The 16,793-nt window shown below is 55.3% G+C and carries 17 protein-coding genes; 10 read left to right on the forward strand and 7 right to left on the reverse strand.

From position 1 onward, the window contains the following. The first annotated feature begins 56 nt into the window (after positions 1-56). Positions 57-1,331, forward strand: coding sequence for a serine--tRNA ligase (gene serS, locus H7A51_16280; protein ID MCP5537778.1), 1,275 nt, complete (start codon positions 57-59; stop codon positions 1,329-1,331). A gap of 27 nt (positions 1,332-1,358) precedes the next feature. Here serS and H7A51_16285 read toward each other — a convergent pair whose 3' ends face one another. Then, the gene (locus H7A51_16285; protein MCP5537779.1) at positions 1,359-1,616 is read right to left on the reverse strand and encodes a GlsB/YeaQ/YmgE family stress response membrane protein; all 258 of its coding nucleotides are present in this window, start codon (positions 1,614-1,616) and stop codon (positions 1,359-1,361) included. A gap of 39 nt (positions 1,617-1,655) precedes the next feature. Beyond that, the gene (locus tag H7A51_16290) at positions 1,656-1,949 is read right to left on the reverse strand and encodes a hypothetical protein (GenBank protein MCP5537780.1); all 294 of its coding nucleotides are present in this window, start codon (positions 1,947-1,949) and stop codon (positions 1,656-1,658) included. 179 nt (positions 1,950-2,128) lie between these two features. Here H7A51_16290 and H7A51_16295 point away from each other — a divergent pair, with 179 nt between their 5' ends. After that, entirely contained in the window at positions 2,129-3,169 is a 1,041-nt protein-coding gene (locus tag H7A51_16295) for an A/G-specific adenine glycosylase (GenBank protein ID MCP5537781.1), read from the forward strand. An 80-nt stretch (positions 3,170-3,249) separates the two neighbouring features. Here H7A51_16295 and H7A51_16300 read toward each other — a convergent pair whose 3' ends face one another. Beyond that, entirely contained in the window at positions 3,250-3,642 is a 393-nt protein-coding gene (locus tag H7A51_16300; GenBank protein MCP5537782.1) for a PIN domain-containing protein, read from the reverse strand. A gap of 305 nt (positions 3,643-3,947) precedes the next feature. On the opposite strand from H7A51_16300, the gene H7A51_16305 reads away from it, so the two are divergent. The 6 genes from H7A51_16305 (at position 3,948) to H7A51_16330 (ending at position 10,073) form a co-directional block, all read left to right on the forward strand. Further along, positions 3,948-4,823 carry an NTP transferase domain-containing protein gene (locus H7A51_16305; GenBank protein ID MCP5537783.1) on the forward strand — a complete coding sequence of 292 codons (876 nt, stop codon included), beginning with the start codon at positions 3,948-3,950 and terminating at the stop codon, positions 4,821-4,823. A 59-nt stretch (positions 4,824-4,882) separates the two neighbouring features. Beyond that, positions 4,883-5,848 carry a phosphotransferase gene (locus tag H7A51_16310; GenBank protein ID MCP5537784.1) on the forward strand — a complete coding sequence of 322 codons (966 nt, stop codon included), beginning with the start codon at positions 4,883-4,885 and terminating at the stop codon, positions 5,846-5,848. Next, a complete protein-coding gene (locus tag H7A51_16315; protein MCP5537785.1) occupies positions 5,845-7,173 on the forward strand; it encodes a hypothetical protein in 1,329 nt (442 codons plus the stop codon). Before H7A51_16310 ends, H7A51_16315 begins: the two co-directional genes overlap by 4 nt. Positions 7,174-7,245: 72 nt before the next feature. Then, the gene (gene argB, locus H7A51_16320; GenBank protein MCP5537786.1) at positions 7,246-8,124 is read left to right on the forward strand and encodes an acetylglutamate kinase; all 879 of its coding nucleotides are present in this window, start codon (positions 7,246-7,248) and stop codon (positions 8,122-8,124) included. A 215-nt stretch (positions 8,125-8,339) separates the two neighbouring features. Further along, positions 8,340-9,341 (forward strand): hypothetical protein, encoded by a 1,002-nt coding sequence (locus H7A51_16325; protein MCP5537787.1) that lies wholly within the window; start codon positions 8,340-8,342, stop codon positions 9,339-9,341. 42 nt (positions 9,342-9,383) lie between these two features. Further along, positions 9,384-10,073 (forward strand): PEP-CTERM sorting domain-containing protein, encoded by a 690-nt coding sequence (locus H7A51_16330; protein ID MCP5537788.1) that lies wholly within the window; start codon positions 9,384-9,386, stop codon positions 10,071-10,073. Positions 10,074-10,227: 154 nt separating this feature from the next. Here the strand turns inward: H7A51_16330 and H7A51_16335 are convergent, their stop codons facing one another. Next, positions 10,228-11,382, reverse strand: a complete 1,155-nt coding sequence (locus tag H7A51_16335; protein ID MCP5537789.1) for a prepilin peptidase — start codon at positions 11,380-11,382, stop codon at positions 10,228-10,230. A 158-nt stretch (positions 11,383-11,540) separates the two neighbouring features. Here H7A51_16335 and H7A51_16340 point away from each other — a divergent pair, with 158 nt between their 5' ends. Beyond that, positions 11,541-12,860, forward strand: coding sequence for a CCA tRNA nucleotidyltransferase (locus tag H7A51_16340; protein MCP5537790.1), 1,320 nt, complete (start codon positions 11,541-11,543; stop codon positions 12,858-12,860). Between the two features lie 62 nt (positions 12,861-12,922). On the opposite strand, the gene H7A51_16345 is transcribed toward H7A51_16340, so the two are convergent. Both H7A51_16345 and H7A51_16350 read right to left on the reverse strand, forming a co-directional pair. Continuing rightward, positions 12,923-13,375, reverse strand: a complete 453-nt coding sequence (locus tag H7A51_16345) for a bifunctional nuclease family protein (protein ID MCP5537791.1) — start codon at positions 13,373-13,375, stop codon at positions 12,923-12,925. Positions 13,376-13,441: 66 nt separating this feature from the next. Further along, a complete protein-coding gene (locus H7A51_16350; protein ID MCP5537792.1) occupies positions 13,442-13,969 on the reverse strand; it encodes a gamma carbonic anhydrase family protein in 528 nt (175 codons plus the stop codon). A gap of 152 nt (positions 13,970-14,121) precedes the next feature. Between H7A51_16350 and H7A51_16355 the strand changes: the two genes are divergently transcribed. Further along, on the forward strand, positions 14,122-14,940 hold the full coding sequence (locus H7A51_16355) for a hypothetical protein (GenBank protein MCP5537793.1): 819 nt from the start codon (positions 14,122-14,124) through the stop codon (positions 14,938-14,940). Between the two features lie 115 nt (positions 14,941-15,055). On the opposite strand, the gene glgP is transcribed toward H7A51_16355, so the two are convergent. Beyond that, positions 15,056-16,711, reverse strand: a complete 1,656-nt coding sequence (gene glgP / locus H7A51_16360) for an alpha-glucan family phosphorylase (protein MCP5537794.1) — start codon at positions 16,709-16,711, stop codon at positions 15,056-15,058. Positions 16,712-16,793: the final 82 nt, after the last annotated feature.

Below are 16,793 nucleotides of genomic sequence, written 5' to 3' on the forward strand. Positions count from 1 at the left end.
AGTTTCGCAAGATTCGTGGTTTAAAAATCGCAGTATTCCGCTATCACTCCCCCGCCATGCTTGATATCAAAGCCATTCGCGAAGATGCCGCCAGCATCAAGGAACGCCTCAGCACCCGGGGCGGTGATGCCCATTTGCTCATCGATGAAGTTCTCGCCTGCGATGATTCACGTCGAAAAGCCGAGACCGATAAACAGTTGCTCCAGTCCCAGCGCAAACAGCTCTCCAAGCAGATCGGCGCCCTGATGGGTCAAGGCAGGGCAGACGAGGCCGAAAGCATCAAAGAGGAGGTCCGCGTCCTCGGCGAACAGATCAGTGCCATCGACGAAGTCTCTGCAACCGCTGGCAGTCGCCAGACCGAACTCCTGATGAGCATCCCCAACCTTCCTCATGCGGATTGCCCCGTCGGTGCCGATGAGGATGCCAATCCGGTACTCCGTGTCTGGGGTGAAAAACCGGAGATCCCCCATCCCCTCGACCACGTGGCCCTGGCCGAAAAACACGGCCTGATCAGCTTCGACGACGGCATCCGCATCACCGGAGCCAACTACGTGGTTTACCGGGGACAGGGAGCCCGCCTCGAGCGTGCCCTGATCCAGTTTCTGCTCGATACCCAGACCGGGGAACACGGCTACGAGGAAGTCAACGTACCTCACATCATCAAACGCGAATGCATGGAAGGCACCGGCCAGCTACCCAAGTTCGAGGACGATATGTACGGTATCGAAAACAACTCCCTGTTCCTCGCTCCAACCGCAGAGGTTCCCGTCACCAACCTCTACCGTGACACCCTGCTCACAGAGGACCAGCTTCCCATCAAACTCACCGCCTACACCCCCTGCTTCCGCCGCGAAGCCGGTAGCGCGGGCCGCGACAACCGGGGCATCATCCGTATGCACCAGTTCGATAAAGTGGAACTCGTGCAAATCGTCCACCCCGATGACTCAAACAGGCTGTTAGAAGAACTCACCGGACATGCCGAGGCCATTTTACAAAAACTCGGGCTCCACTACCGTGTCATCGAGCTCTGCACCGGCGACATCGGCTTTTCCTCATCCAAGACCTACGACATCGAAGTATGGTCGCCGGGACAAAACAAATATCTCGAAGTGTCCTCCTGTTCGAATTTCGCCGACTACCAGGCACGCCGCATGCGGCTTCGGTTTAAGGACAGCGATGGAAAAAACCAGGTCTGCCACACCCTCAACGGGTCCGGCACCGCACTACCCCGACTCTATGTGGCGCTCATCGAGCAATACCAGCAGGCTGACGGCAGCATCAGGATACCAGACACCCTGGTCCCATACTTCCGATCGGAAAGCATTGGCTAGCTCGACAGCTGGCCGGGCAACACCGGTCTATCCAAAAACCTTGCGGTAAATGGCGAGCAACACGATGGCTCCCACGGTGGCGGTGAAGACACTACCGAGGCTTGGAATCATTCCGCCCGGGTCCTTGCTTGCAAGAAACGGGAGGAATTGGCTCAACCAGCCGCCGGCATAAGCTCCGGCGATACCAATGAGCATGGTGACAATCAACCCACCCGGGTCCTTTCCGGGCATAATGAATTTGGCGAGGGTGCCTGCGATGATTCCTAATAAAATCCAGCCTATCATGTCATTTTAGACGGGGTGCTTCGATGAATGGTCACAAGTTCAACTGTGTTTTCTCCATGGGTGGAGATACTGGTGCCTACCATGCCAATCGGGTAATTCATGCGCGGCCCAGGCCACTCCGAGAATATAAGCGATCGGCACAACAATAATGGCCAACCCGAAGGTCGCCAGGGATAGCAGTGCGGTGACAAGAATCATCAGTAGATTTCCACCGATGAGAATACCACCCCCTGCGAGATAGTGATGTTTATAGAGGTGCCCCGCTCCAGGGAGCACACTCAAGGCTGTCGCGATCAGGTCGCGGTCTTTTTTGCTCAGATGTACCTCTTCCATAATGGTCTCCTTCTTACTTCGCGCCTAATACACTACACCCGCTTGGATCAATCGCCAAGAAATAATCGCACCAAAACGGCCTGCCCAGCGACACCGGCGGGACCATCCAATTCCCAGTCCCACTTCAGTTTATGCAATTTGGTATTTGGAGTTTGGTATTTGGAGTTTACAAATCCGGTATGCCCCCACGCGCGTCATCCGGAGCCAAGGCAAACAAACACCCGCTGCAGAACAAGCGGGCGTTTCAAAACGCACTGGTCAGGTGGTTTGACAAGGAAGGCAAAAGCTACCCATGGCGCGACACCTCCGATCCCTGGGCCATTCTGGTTTCTGAAATCATGCTGCAGCAAACCCAAGTGGCCACCGTCCTGGGCAAGGGGCACTACCAGCGCTTCATGTCACTTTACCCCACGCCCCGCGCGATGGCAGAGGCATCCGGGCAGGAGATTTTAAAAGCATGGGAAGGCCTTGGCTACTACCGGCGGGCCAGAAACCTCCACACCGTAGCACGTGCCATTACCCGGAACCACAAGGGTTGTTTTCCCCGGAAATTCGAGCAACTGCGCGCCTTGCCGGGGATCGGCCCATACACGGCGGGAGCGGTGGCATCATTCGCCTACAACGAGCCCCGCCCGATTGTGGACGCGAATGTCGCCCGGGTGTTTTCCCGCTTGTTTGATTTCCAGGAACGCATCGATACCACCGCCGGCAACAAACAGCTCTGGCAATGGGCGGAAGAGCTGCTCCCTGGCAATGCACCAAGGACTTACAACTCCGCCCTGATGGAGCTGGGACAAACCCACTGTTCTAACAAATCACCCGACTGTGCCTGCTGCCCGGTCAGGCTATTCTGCCATTGTGCCGACCCCACAACTTTACCGGTCAAAAAATCGGCGGCTAAGATCACACGCATCGAAGAGTTCGCGCTCTTCAGCACCGATAGCCATGGTCGGATACTTCTCCAAAAACAGCAAGAGGGAAAACGCCGTGAAGGGATGTGGTCGCTGCCACGTCGTGAGCATGAAGCCACGCTGGACCTCGCCCTGGCTGTTAAAACAACGTATACCATCACGCGTTATCATGTCACCCTGCGGGTATACTCCAGTCATGCGGATCACACGGAACCACTGGAACACGAACAGTGGCACACCCTTGACGATCTTGAATCCATTCCCATGCCCAGCCCCGACAGACGGGTGCTGGAGAGCCTGCTCTTGTAGGGAGGGTGGACACTCTTGTCCACTGGCAACCTAAGCACACAACCCAAGCACGACGCAGTGGACAAGAGTGTCCACCCTCCCTAACAAATATACCGGAAACCTCCCGGCTGGCCATAGCGCTGATCAAAGGAGACTGCCGCCGGGATTTTCTGCCGCTGAATGAGTGCAAACGACATGGCATCCACAAACGACCATGCCTTGTCCTCGTATTCTGATAACCAAGTCAGGACTTGCTCGCGGTCGCGCCGATCGATGCTGTGCACCACCACGACCGGGTTTCCTAACAAGTCGCGCATGATCTGTAATCGTTTCGGCACAGACCTGGCAAAGTAGGCGTGGGTTTCGGCAAAAATATAATCGCTGATCGCCAGTTGCACCCGCGCCGCAAAAAACTCCCCCATCAACTCCCTGGCACGTTGATGATGGGTGTCGCGCTCATCGCGAAAGGCAATCCAGAATGAGCTGTCGACAATATCCCTCCTTGATTACGGCGGGATCGTCTTTGTCGCCCTCGTTCATACATCTATGTGTATATCATATACATAGAGATGCCAATATGTGACTTACCCCTCCCGTTTGCCCGTCGGCCAGAGAATACCCCGGGTCAGTAAATCGAGGAAGACGGGGTCGCCCAAGGTCGCATCGCAGTGGCTCACGACGGCGGGCACGCCGTTTTTATCTGCCTCGGTGATTTTGCGGATGCTGTCGGGGTTCGGGCTTCGCTTTCAAAAATCCCTTTAATCTTGAATCTTGCCTCTTAAATCCAGAGTCTTACCGCGTGATCCACAAGGCATTCATCCTCGGCGCCGGCCTCGGCACCCGACTCCGACCTCTGACCGATGTCTTACCCAAGCCACTGGTTCCCGTTTTCCATGAACCGATGGCAAACTACGCACTGAGACACTGCCAGTCGGCGGGTATCACCCAGTTCGCCATCAACACCCACCATATTCCCGAGGCGTGGCACGAGGCATACCCAGACGGCCATTTCAACGGCTCTCCCCTGCACTTTTTCCATGAGGAGGTTCTTCTGGAAACAGGGGGCGGCATTCGCAACATCGCTACGTTTATCGGCAATGACCCGCTGCTGGTCTACAATGGAGATATTCTCACGGATATTGATATCGGCGCTCTCATCGCAGCTCACGAGGCCTCGGCAAACATCGCGACCCTGGCACTGCGGTCGACAGGAGAAAACCGCAACGTCAATATTTCCGGCAACCACGTATCCGACATGCGCAATATCCTGGGAAACACCCCTGGCACCCACCAGTTCACAGGGATTTATTGTATCGAGCCGGAAATCATCCGTATGCTTCCCGATGAAAAAGTCGTTTCCATCGTGCCCGCATTCATCGAGCTCATCCAACAAGGAAAACTGGGTGCCGTGGTACTGGACGACGGCGATTGGTTCGATATCGGGAACCCGGACGCCTATCGGGCGGTGCATGACCACCTGCGTAAAAAAAGAAGGGACGCCATCCATCCCGGGGCACACATCCACCCCGATGCCGCCGTGAATACCGAGACATGCATCATCGGCCCCGGTGCCACCGTGGAATGTGGCGCCCGGCTCGACAACACCATCGTCTGGCCCGGTGTCACCGTAGCAAAACACAACACCCACCACGGAGACATCCTCACTTCAGGGTAAAAGCGCAAATCCTGCATCTTAAATCTTGAATCTTCCCTCTTAAATCATAAACCCGCCCCATGCCTGCCGATACCCTTCTCACCGCAGTCCGCAACTACCTTGAGCTTGGCCCCACACACACGTGTATCATGGAGCCCATCACCAAGGGGGCGTCCGGTCGGACCATCATCCGCTTGAAACCCGAGGGCTTCCCAACCTACATCGGTATCCACTACACGTTGGACCGGAAGGACAACGCCAACTACCTGCCGGTTTCACGCTTTCTAAGCGAGGCTGGTTTCAACGTGCCGGAAGTCATCTACGACAACCCGGGACGGCGCGTGGCACTGGTCGAGGACCTCGGTGATGTCGACCTGCTCAGCATGAAGGGCGAGCCATGGGAAAAACGGGAACCTATCTACAGGTCAGCCTTCGAGCAGTTGGATAAACTTTTCTACACCCGCCCCCCCAAGGACCTCGAATTCCAACCCGAGTTCGATGAAACCATGTACCGATGGGAACAGGACTATTTCTACGACCAGGTCGCCGATGAATACCTCCAGATGAACCCAGCCGTGGTCGATGAACTCTCCGGGCATCCCGCGCTGGCTCAAATGGCCAAAGACCTCGGCGCCTCGTCACGCAACCTCGTTCACCGCGATTTCCAAAGCCAGAACATCATCGCCCACGAGGGCAAGGCCTGGTTGATCGATTTCCAGGGTATGCGCCGCGGCCGACAGGAATACGACCTCGCATCCCTGGTCTACGATCCCTACATGGACCACTCCGCCGAGGACCGGCAACGACTGTTAGAGCTGTGGGAAGAGGTGTCCGAGGAAGAGCCCATCGCACCCATCCTGCAGAAGTGTGCCACCCAGCGGCTGATGCAGGCCATGGGTGCCTTTGCAAAAATCGGCCGCCAGCCACAGCAAGAGTGGTATCTCCAGCACATTCCGACAGCAGCCAGGATTCTGCGTGAGGTCATCGCAGGTTCCGACCTTGAAGAACCCCTGCTGCCTGTGCTAGATGAGATCGATTCACTTTGAACAAGTCCCAGCTCAAATCCAGTCTCCTGACCGCCACCGTCGCCACGGGAGCGGGTGTGGCTGTGCTTCTGTTTGGGAAATGGATACCTTGGATTGCTCCGTTTGATAGCGCTTGTATCCAGTCGTCCGCAGACACCGAGAACCAGATCTACGATACCGACCCCGGCTCTAACACCATTCTCGTGCGGACACTACTCCCCCAGCCGGACAAGGGGCGGGATATCCAGATCATCCAGGTCACGGATGACCCTGGACAGATTTTCGAACAATGCCCGCCTTCACCACTCGACTATGCCATCATCCTCGAGTCGCTGAAAAACCGCGGCTACCGCCACGTGGTCCTGGCCACCCGCATGACCTGGGACCAGGAGCCAGGCCTCGAAGCCGAGGGGCTGGGTAGTCGGCTCGCCCGGTTTGACCGCTCCGTCATCGCCATACCCGTCACCCGCGGAGCCACCGCCCAACCCATTCCCGCCGCACTGCAACGCGCCCTTATCCGCGACGATCAAGTCCATGGCAGCCATCAGCTCATCCCCATCGTCAACCAGGTCGCCCTACCCGCCCACACCGATGGCGGCGTGAACACACTCGCCGGTTTCCAACGGATCGAAAGCGCGCCCGCCCCCGCCGGAAACACCCCCCTGTTAGCCTACTGGGAAGGTGAGGGGCTTATCCCGTCACTCGACCTGCTCACCGTGATGGCCGCCCACGATACGCGGCCGGCGGATCTGGTCATCCACTGCGGCCAATCCATCCGATTGGGAAAAAACGGCCCCGTGATACCCCTCGACGATTACGGCCAGACCAGGACGCCCACCACACCGGTGACAACATCCCTGCCCCCATTGAAAATCGACGATCTGATCACCCAGCAGCCGTCGACCCCAATGTCCAGTCAATCCCAGCTTTGTGTGATCCATGCCGTGGGAGAAAAAACCTCCACCACCAACGTCCTCCCTGATGACCGACTGACCAGTCTGCTCGCACTTTCCAAAAACTCCCTGGTTCCCGGAAACGCCACCCGTTTACACAGGCTGCCGCTGGCGGCAAGCATCGTCATCCTGGTGGATATCGCCCTGCTCGCATGCTGGTTCGCAGGCTTCAGCCGATGGAGCCGACACCTCGCCTTCGCCCTGACAGCTTCCTTTCTCTTCCCCCTGCTGCTGGCGCTCATCGACCTCACGCAGCATTGGTTCGGCCTGTCCGCACCGCTCGCCACATTGATCGTGGCATGGCTGTGGCCGCCACCATGCCACCATCGAAAACAGACTTCCCCCATGAACCACTACCGCACCACCGATCCCAAACCGAGCCTACGCGTCTAGTCCCAGTTTTCAGAGCTTGGTTTTTTAGAATTTGGTATTTGGATTTTGGAGTTTGGAGTTTAAATAACAACCATGTCCCTGGACGCCACCATCAACAAGGCCTCGGTCCTGATCGAAGCCCTCCCCTATCTCCAATCGTTTCGCGGCCAAACCTTCCTGGTTAAAATGGGCGGTGCAGCCATGGAAGACCCCAATCTGGTGCGCAAGGTAATGCGCGACATCGTGTTTCTCGAAGTCGCCGGCATCAAACCGGTCATCGTCCACGGCGGCGGCAAAGCGATCTCAGCCGCCATGCAGGAGGCCGGACTCGAGGCCCGGTTCATCGGCGGATTCCGCGTTACCACACCCGAGGCCATCAAGATCGTCGACCAGACCCTGCACGGCATCGTGAACGCCGGTCTGGTGGCTACCATCAATGATTACGGCGGCAAAGCCACCTCCATCCACGGCTCATCCATCTTTGCCGCCGAAAAACTCCCGGCCAGGGACGACCAGGGCAATCCCGTCGATATCGGCCAGGTCGGCCAGGTCACCCAGTGCCATACCGAAGACATCCTCTACGCGCTCAGCACCAACATCGTGCCCGTGGTGTCGCCGCTCGGACAAGAACCCGAAACGCGTAACCTGCTCAACATCAACGCCGACCTCGCCGCCGCCGCCCTCGCCTGCGCAATCAAACCGGCCAAGCTGGTCTACCTTTCCGACGTCCCCGGTATCCTTTCGGACCCAAAGGACGAAAACACTCTGATCCACTCGATCAACCGCTCCGAAGCCGCCGAGCTGATTGGCAACGGCACCATCTCCGGCGGTATGCTGCCCAAGATCAATTCCGCCCTCGACGCCCTCTCCAATGGCGTCGGCAAGGTCCACTTCATCGACGGCAGAACACCCCACTCGCTGCTGTTGGAAATCTTCACCCGCTCAGGCATCGGCACCGAGATAGTGTCGTAACACCCATTGACCCATCGGTCGCAACCCCCTGAAAACCAAGGGAATAATCACCCCCCACTTGTGGATTTAGCCCCCCCTGATGGTGGATTTTATGGTTGTCAGCCCACCGGATCCAACCTAGTTTCCCGACAACAAGGCAGCCGATACGAATCATCGCATCACATGCGACCGCACTGCCCTGCCCGCGCCTCGTACACCCCAGACCACCTAACACCATGGCAAAAACATCACTCAAACCCATTGGACTCCTCGTTCTCCCACTACTTTTCAGTGCGTCCCTCCAAGCCCAGACGGTCACCGATCCAGTGGGGGTGGTTAAGATCACGATTGCCGGGGCACCTTCAGTCGGGCAATCCAAGTTAACGGCGATTTCCGCCACACTCAGAGGAGCCATTGAACATCAAGGGACCGCAACTTCTGTTGGAAGCTTTGCTACTAACTCGCAACCCCTGAACACGGGAGTGACCACATGGACCGCAGCCCAGTGGACCACCGTCCCTCACCTCTGTTACATTGAAAACGCAGCCGGAGCAGAAGAAGCCTATCTGATTACAGGTATGGACGAGACGACTGGTGTTTTAACACTGTCAACCACCTTTGACTTCACTGCGCGCTATACTTCGACTCCAACATACCGGATCTGCAAGGCTCAGACACTAGCCGGTATTTTTTCCAATCTAACTATTAATGGCTCACCAGGTAATTTCCATGGGGATGATCGTATTTTTCTATGGGATGGCTCAAGCTGGAATTCCTACTCCTATGATGGGTCGCAATGGGTTAATGTGCTTGATCCATTCACGAGTGCTAATGACACTGTTGTTTTCCCAAGCGAAGGTATTTTCGTTAAGAGAACACAAACTGCAAATATCACAATAACAGTTAACGGCAGCGTTCCTACCACTCCCCAAGTATCTACAATACCAGGACCAGGACTCACGTTCATAAGCTCTAATTATCCAGTTGGCACTACATTTTCCACCATGGCACTGCAAAACACCAATGCTTGGGGTGGAGATGACCGCATGTTTATATGGAATGGCTCAAGTTGGGACAGCTTCTTGTATGACGGATCAAATTGGGTCAATGTCCTCGACCCATTTACCCCTGTTGACAACAACCCAATCGCGCCAGATAGCGCAATATTCGTCAAACGAAACTCTACTTCTACAAAGGTAGATTCCGCTGCTTCGAATCCACTTCCATACACGCCGTAAACATAACTTTCAAACTCCTTCTCTCTCATAGAAATTTAGCTCATGAACAATAAATTATTAATACCACTCTTATCACTAGCATTTTCATTTTCTGTTAATGCCGCTACATACGTAATTAGTGCATCATCAACAACACGCTGGAAAGACTCTGGAGGCAGCGATCTTACTAGAGGAGATGCAGGGATTGATGGTGACGGGGCTGTTATACAGATTGGCTATTTTATGGGGGTATCTTCAACAAAAAACCCTCTAACATACAACTCATCTGACTGGGCTGCATTCACCCCTATTACAGGGCTTGGTTCTCTGAACTCAGGAGCATTTGACACAACTATTGGTGACAATGTTGCAAACCCAGGAACTAATGCTCCCGATGGCATGTATTCTCTTGGTATAACCTATGATGATCAGGCTCATAACGGACTGGCCACACCTATTCCACCAGCGGTAAGGCTAGGTATCCGTGTATATGAATCTACATCTGACACAACTGGCAAATACAATACAGTTACGCGAGCAAACGATGCGTGGGTATTAAGCAAGGTTCATGATGATTTTGCCCCAGGTGACGATCCCCAATTAGTCATCAATGGACTCACTCCAACCAACGAACTATCTTGGGAAGATTCTGCTAATTCATTCAAAACTACCATCGTCCCCGTCCCCGAGCCGTCCTCCTTCGCTTTACTCGGCCTTGGAGCTTTGGCCCTGACCTTCCGACGCAGGAAGTAATTCCAGCCACGGCCAAACATCATTCTTCCAGCGGACGTCACCACGTGGCGTCCGTTTTTTCGTCCACCGTCCACCGTCCACCGTCCACCGTCCACCGTCCACCGTCCACCGTCCACCGTCCACCGTCCACCGTCCACCGTCCACCGTCCACCGTTCACCGCCCACCGTTCACCGCCATCAGGGAGAAATACCAGCCCCACACTGGCCATCCCCAGAAAATCCAGCAGGCGGCACCAAAGGCGAGGCTGGGGCCGAAGGGAAGGCGTTGGCCGAATCCCATCCGGCCGAGAATGGCGAGAAAGATGCTGAACAAACAGGCCGCAAAGATAGTGAACAGCACCGACTGCCACCCGAGACAGGCACCGAGCATCCCCATCAGATAAACATCCCCCATCCCCATGGCTTCTCGTGGGATGGTGACCTTGCTGGCTTTCCCATCAAGCGATTTCATTTCCTCGATCATCAGGGTCTTGCCCTTCAGCTCAACCCTGTCGCCTTTAATCGTCAGGGTCTTAGCCTTGACCTTTTTCCCATCGACCCGGAATCCGCTACCCTCGATCATCAACCGGTCACTCTCGCGGTAGAAAAGGTCCGACCACCCGTGGGCTTCACCATCGATGACAAAACAAAGCTCTTGCTCGGGATCGTTTTCGTCCTCGGGTTCACGCAGCATCCACTCGACGGGCTGGTCAAAAACCATGTTCTTTTTGCCAAAAGCCATCTTGCCCAACAGCACCACCGCCCACAGCCCACCAAAACCGGCCAGGAAGCCTTTGACCGATGCCCACAGACCGTCGAGCCAGCCATGGCTTTGCCCATCGAGGTAAAGATGCTGTTGCACCAACACCGCTGCCAGCACACCAAGGCCGGTTCCTATCCACGTCACCTGCAAGGGGATCACCATCAGCTCGGCATCGACAAATACCACCACCACTAACAGAGCCATCAGGATCATATAGAACAAGGCAAGGCCCGGACTCGATGGAAATGATACCCACATCAGCAAAAACAACAAAGCCGTGAGCAGCTCGACGGCAAAGTAGCGAAATGGTATCCTGCACTGGCACTCGGCGCATTTCCCACCCTGGGCGAGCCAGGTAAACAGCGGGATATTCCGGTACCACGGAATGTCTTTGTTACAGGTCGGACAGAACGATCGTTTGGGTTTGTTGACCGACAAGCCACGTGGCAGCCGGTAAATCGCGACATTGAGAAACGAGCCGACACAGGCGCCCAGAATAAATGCGGAGACAACAAGGATCGGGTGCTGCCAGTTCACAGCCTGCATGGATTCAAGGAAGGTGGGCATGGCTGTGTTTTAAACTCCAAACGTCCAAATACCAAATACCAAAGTAGGACAAGTTTGCAACTTGTCGGCAAGCCTGGGTAATTCCAACCCATGCACGATGCGTTCACATATCCTGCCGACAGCTTGCAAAGCTGTCCTACTCTGTCTAAAAACCAGGCATGCCCGACCTCAAGACATCCGCCCAAGCGACCGCCATGCGTCTTATCGATGCCGGGCATACCGCGTACTTTGCGGGCGGATGTGTCAGGGATACCCTTCTTGGCATCACCCCCAAGGACTATGACATCGCCACATCCGCCACCCCGGACGAGGTCCAGGCACTTTTTTCAAAATCCGATGCCATCGGCGCCCACTTCGGGGTGATCCTTGTCAGGGAAAATGGCATCCCTTTTGAAATCGCCACCTTCCGCCACGATGGCTCCTACAAAGACGGGAGACACCCGGAGTCGGTCACATTCTCCACCCCGGAGGAAGATGCAAGCCGACGCGACTTCACGGTCAACGGACTCTTCCAGGACCCCCGCAGCGGAGAAGTCATCGATTTTGTCTCAGGCCAACAAGACCTGAAGGCCAGGCTGCTCAGGGCGATTGGCCAAGCTGCGGACCGTTTCCAGGAGGACGCCCTGAGACTGGTGCGCGCCGTCCGGTTTGCCACCGTACTGCAGTTTGAGATCGAGCCGACTACCTGGTCGGCTATCTGCGACAACGCCGGCCTGTTAGCAAAAATAAGCGCCGAGCGCATTCGGGATGAATTCATCCGCATCCTGGTTTGCCCGCATCGTGCGCGCGGCTTTGAGCTGCTGACGGAAAGCGGGCTGATGCGTTACATCGTGCCGGAAGTCTACGACCTCATCGGCTGTGAACAACCGCCACAGTGGCACCCGGAGGGAGACGTCTACACACATACACGGATCATGCTGGAGATGCTCAAGGACGACCCGTCACCTGAACTCTCGCTGGCTGTGCTACTCCACGATATTGGAAAACCTGCCACTTTTACTTATGATGAAACGGACGACCGTATCCGCTTTAACGGTCATGACCGTGTTGGCGCGGAAATGGCGGACCTTATTCTGCGGAGGCTCAAATGCTCTAACAAAACAACAGAGGACGTCTGCGCGATGGTGGCCAACCACATGAACTTCATGAACGTGCAAAAAATGCGCACGGCGAAAGTGAAACGATTGATGGCCAGGCCGACATTCGAGGATGAAATGGAGCTGCACCGGGTCGACTGCGCCAGCAGCAACGGCTTTACCGACAACTATGATTTCCTACGAGCCAAAGAGGAAGAGTTCGCCGCCGAACCACTGATTCCAGAGCCACTGGTGACAGGCAAGGATCTGATCGGGCTCGGACTGAAGCCCGGCCCCCGGTTTAAGGACATCCTTGACCAAGTGCAGACCGAACAGCTGGAAGGAAAGCTTATCGACCGGGAAGGCGCCCTTGCTTTTGTTAGAAGCCTTATCGAAAAGTAGGATAGCTTTGCAAGCTGTCGGCAACCCATGCACATATCCTGCCGACAGCTTGCAAAGCTGTCCTACTCTGACCCGCCCGCCTTGTCCTTCAGCTCGGCGAGCACATCGGACATATCACGCAATTCCTCCCAAACCTCCTGGCGCACATACATCGGCGCGCCTTGCCTGACAGCCAGGGCCAGGCAGTCGCTGGGGCGGGCGTCAATCTCCACTACCTTGCGCTCCATGATTTCATTTTCCGCGGTCACAAAGAGCCGGGCGTAAAACACCTCACCCTCGACTTTGATGATCACCGCCCGGTCGACCTTGGCACCAAAGGCGTCGAGCATCTGGGAAAACAAATCGTGGGTCAGTGGACGAGGCGGTTTCACCCCTGACATCACCGCATTGATCGATGCCCCGATCGCCGGCTCGATGTAAAAGACGATCACCTTCTGGCCGTCGCCGAGAAAGACAGCACAACCGGCGGGGGTTGGCATCAAGGCAACGGGTTCAACTCTAACGTGATCTTTCATGGATAGGATTTTTTAAGTCAGGATTTATGAATCGGCATTTGGAGTTTGGAGTTTAAAATTTAGAACTTAAACCCTCCCCCCATTCGGCCTTGCCCGGAAATTACGGGAAACCTTGACGTATTTTAACGCCCACTTTTTGATCCCCTCCTGCTGTTTTTTATCGAGCGTCCTGACCACCCGGGCCGGGCTTCCCAGCACGAGTGAGCCTGGTGGGATCTCCGTGCCACCCGTGACAAGTGCGTGTGCGCCGATGATCGACCTCTCGCCGATGACTGCACCATCGAGGATACAGGCGCCCATGCCGACCAGCACTTCATCCTTCACTGTGCAGGCGTGGATGATGGCGCTGTGGCCGACCGTTACCAACTCGCCGATGTAGGCACCGTAGTCGTCGGCCAGATGCACACAGCAGTTGTCCTGGATGTTCGACTTGGGGCCGACCACGATCTCGTTGATATCTCCGCGTAGCGTGGTGTTGTACCAGACGCTGGCGTCTTCTTCGATTTTCACCCGACCAATCAGATCCGCGCTTGCCGCGACAAACGCACTTTCATGGATATCGGGACAAATTCCTTGGTATGTCTCTATCGCCATGCCGACAACATATCCGGAGACGGTATTTTCACAAGTTGCAATCCTTGCGGGATGGTGGCATATTCCCTCCCGAGATTACCCGGCAATTAGAAGATCACAGATCTTCTCCAGCTCTATTGCATTTTCCCACCTGATTCTTTTACGACTTTCCCATGAAGGAAATCTACACCGTCATCGCCATCATCATCTTTGCTTACGCCCTGCGCTCATGCAAGACCGCCAGATTACGCAAACTGGGGGCACTAGTCATGCTGGTCGCCTCCGGGCTGTGTTTTTATTTTTTAACCGGGTCGGTATTAGCGGGAATCATTGCCATGGCCGCGTGGTTTTTCCTCCCGTGGGTCGAGTTGCTGACGCGTATCCGCAAGCTGCGTATGCCCATTGAAAACAAACTCCAGCAACGTTTTTCATCGAGCCTTGAGGGGTTTCCCAACGCAGAAAAACACATTCACACCCTGGAGCTGGCCGGTTTCGAGCATATCCGCGACTGCGGCTGGACACTCGGGGGCATGGACCAGCTCTACCAGCTCTACTGGAATGCGGAAACCAGGTCGGTGGCGTCACTCTGTCTCTGCGAGCAGTCCAACGTCACCTTTTCCTACCTGACCATCACCTCGCGCGACATCACCGATGGCGTCTGGCGCACCACCAACTTTCCTTTTTCACCGACATTAAAACCCACACCCAGCGTCCATTGGAACCAGATCAGCTGTGTCAACGAGTGTGTGGTCAAACTCCTTGAGCACCATTGCGACTTCCTCGAAAAACAAGGTTTCATCGACGACGACCTGAGTATCCCCGACCCTGACCATCTGGAAGAGGAACTTGAACACGAATTACGCCGGCAAATTGACCACAACCTCAAGCAAGGCATCATCCGGCTCGCCGATGACGGTCACTTCCGCTACACGGTCCGCGGCTTGTTGTATCTCTGGAAACAATTTGTCCGCGATATGATCAGGCTCTGTTGAGCCGTTGCACTGAAGGGGCAAGCCCCCAGGCTGGAGAGTCATTAAAAAAAAGAACCCGGACGCCACATGGATGCCCGGGTTCTTCTGTTTTGTATCTTGAGGTTTTGTAACTCTATTACGAGTAAATCTTGGCGTAATACTCGTCAGCCATACGGTCGGAATCGAAGAAAGGCACAACATCGTTCATGCTGTTGAGCACAATCTCCCACCAACCGTCCGGATTGTCGTAATAGGTGGGAAGGATCTTGGTTTCAAGTATCTGGTAAAACCCGAGCATGTCGTGTTGGTCACGCGCCTCGTCGGACAGGGACCGGTCCGCCTCGGGAATGATGAAGGAGTTGTGTCCATCCTTGGCGAACTCACACACCCAGCCATCGTAGGTCGAGAAATTCACACTGCCGTTCATGGCGGCGGTCATTCCGGATGTGCCGGATGCCTCGCGGGTCACGATGGGGTTGTTCAACCAGATGTCCGAGCCGTCTTTCAGCAGTTTGGAGAGAGAAAGCTCGTAGCCCACCAGCACGGCGGCATTCGAGTATTTCTCAGTCAGGTGAATCAGGCGGTTAAAGGTATCGATGGCACCGTAGTCCTTGGGATATGGCTTACCGGCCCAGATGATCTGGACAGGACGATCTTCATTGCTGAGCATCGCCTCGAAGCGTTCGATATCACGGGTGATGAGATCGGCGCGCTTGTAACCGGCAAAACGACGCGCCCACACGATGGTGAGGTAGTCCGGGTCAAAAAGCCTGCCGGTCTGGTCCGCAACCTCCTTGAACAACAGCTTCTTGAGTTCGCGTTTCCGCTTGGCGAGTGCCTGCTTGTCATTGGCCTCACGGGCGGCCTCAAGCAGGGGCCCCACCCAGTATTTTTTATTCTGGGCATTGGTGACGTGATCGATTTCACAGATGCCTTCGTAGCCTTTCCACATCTCACGGGATACTTCACCGTGAAGTTTGGAAACGGCATTCGCCTTGTGGCTTAATCGCAGGGCTGCCAGTGAGTGGTTGAACTCATCGCCTTCAACACCGCAAATCTCGCGAGCCTCGTCCTGGCTGAGACCATTGAAAAAGGTAAACCTATGCAGCAGGTCGAAACTCGATTTCTCGTTTCCCGCCTCCACCGGTGTGTGGGTGGTAAACACAAAACGTTTTTTCACCTCCTCGATCGATCCGTGTTTTCCATAGACATGGAAAGCGGCGGAAAGCGCGTGCGCCTCATTCATGTGCCAGACGTCAGGATCGACACCGAGCTTGTCAAGCAGTGTGGCACCCCCGATACCTAACAGGATATACTGGGCTGTCCGGGTCAGGAAATCGGAGTCGTAAAGACGGTGGGAAATCGTCTGCGACATGACATCGTTTTCTTCGATATCAGTGGTCATAAGGAACATCGGCGCTGAGCCGAAAACGTCCGCGGGGAGATACATCACCTTCACCCACACATCGTGGTCGTGGATCTTGATGGTGAACTTGATATCGGTCTCCTTGAGGAAATGATACTTCTTACGGCGCTGCTGGATGGCCATCTCACGCTTTTCCCCACGGGTCTGGTTGTAATATCCATACGACCACAGAATGCCGATACCGATGAGGTTCTGCTTGAGATCATAGGCGCTGCGCATGTGGGAGCCCGCCAGGAACCCGAGGCCGCCGGAGTAAATTTTCAAGGTTTGATCAATGGCAAACTCGGAGCTGAAATAAGCCACGCTTTTCTTGTACTTGGGATTGATCTCGAAGGGATGTTTGTAGGGTTCGGGTAAAAAACTCATAGTATTAGGTATATCAGGTAAGTCAGGTAAGTCAGGTATGTCTTCGGGCGGGGGTGGCAGTCAGATACTCTCTCCTTTTCGT

This window comes from Akkermansiaceae bacterium (assembly GCA_024233115.1).
Lineage (GTDB): Bacteria > Verrucomicrobiota > Verrucomicrobiia > Verrucomicrobiales > Akkermansiaceae > Oceaniferula.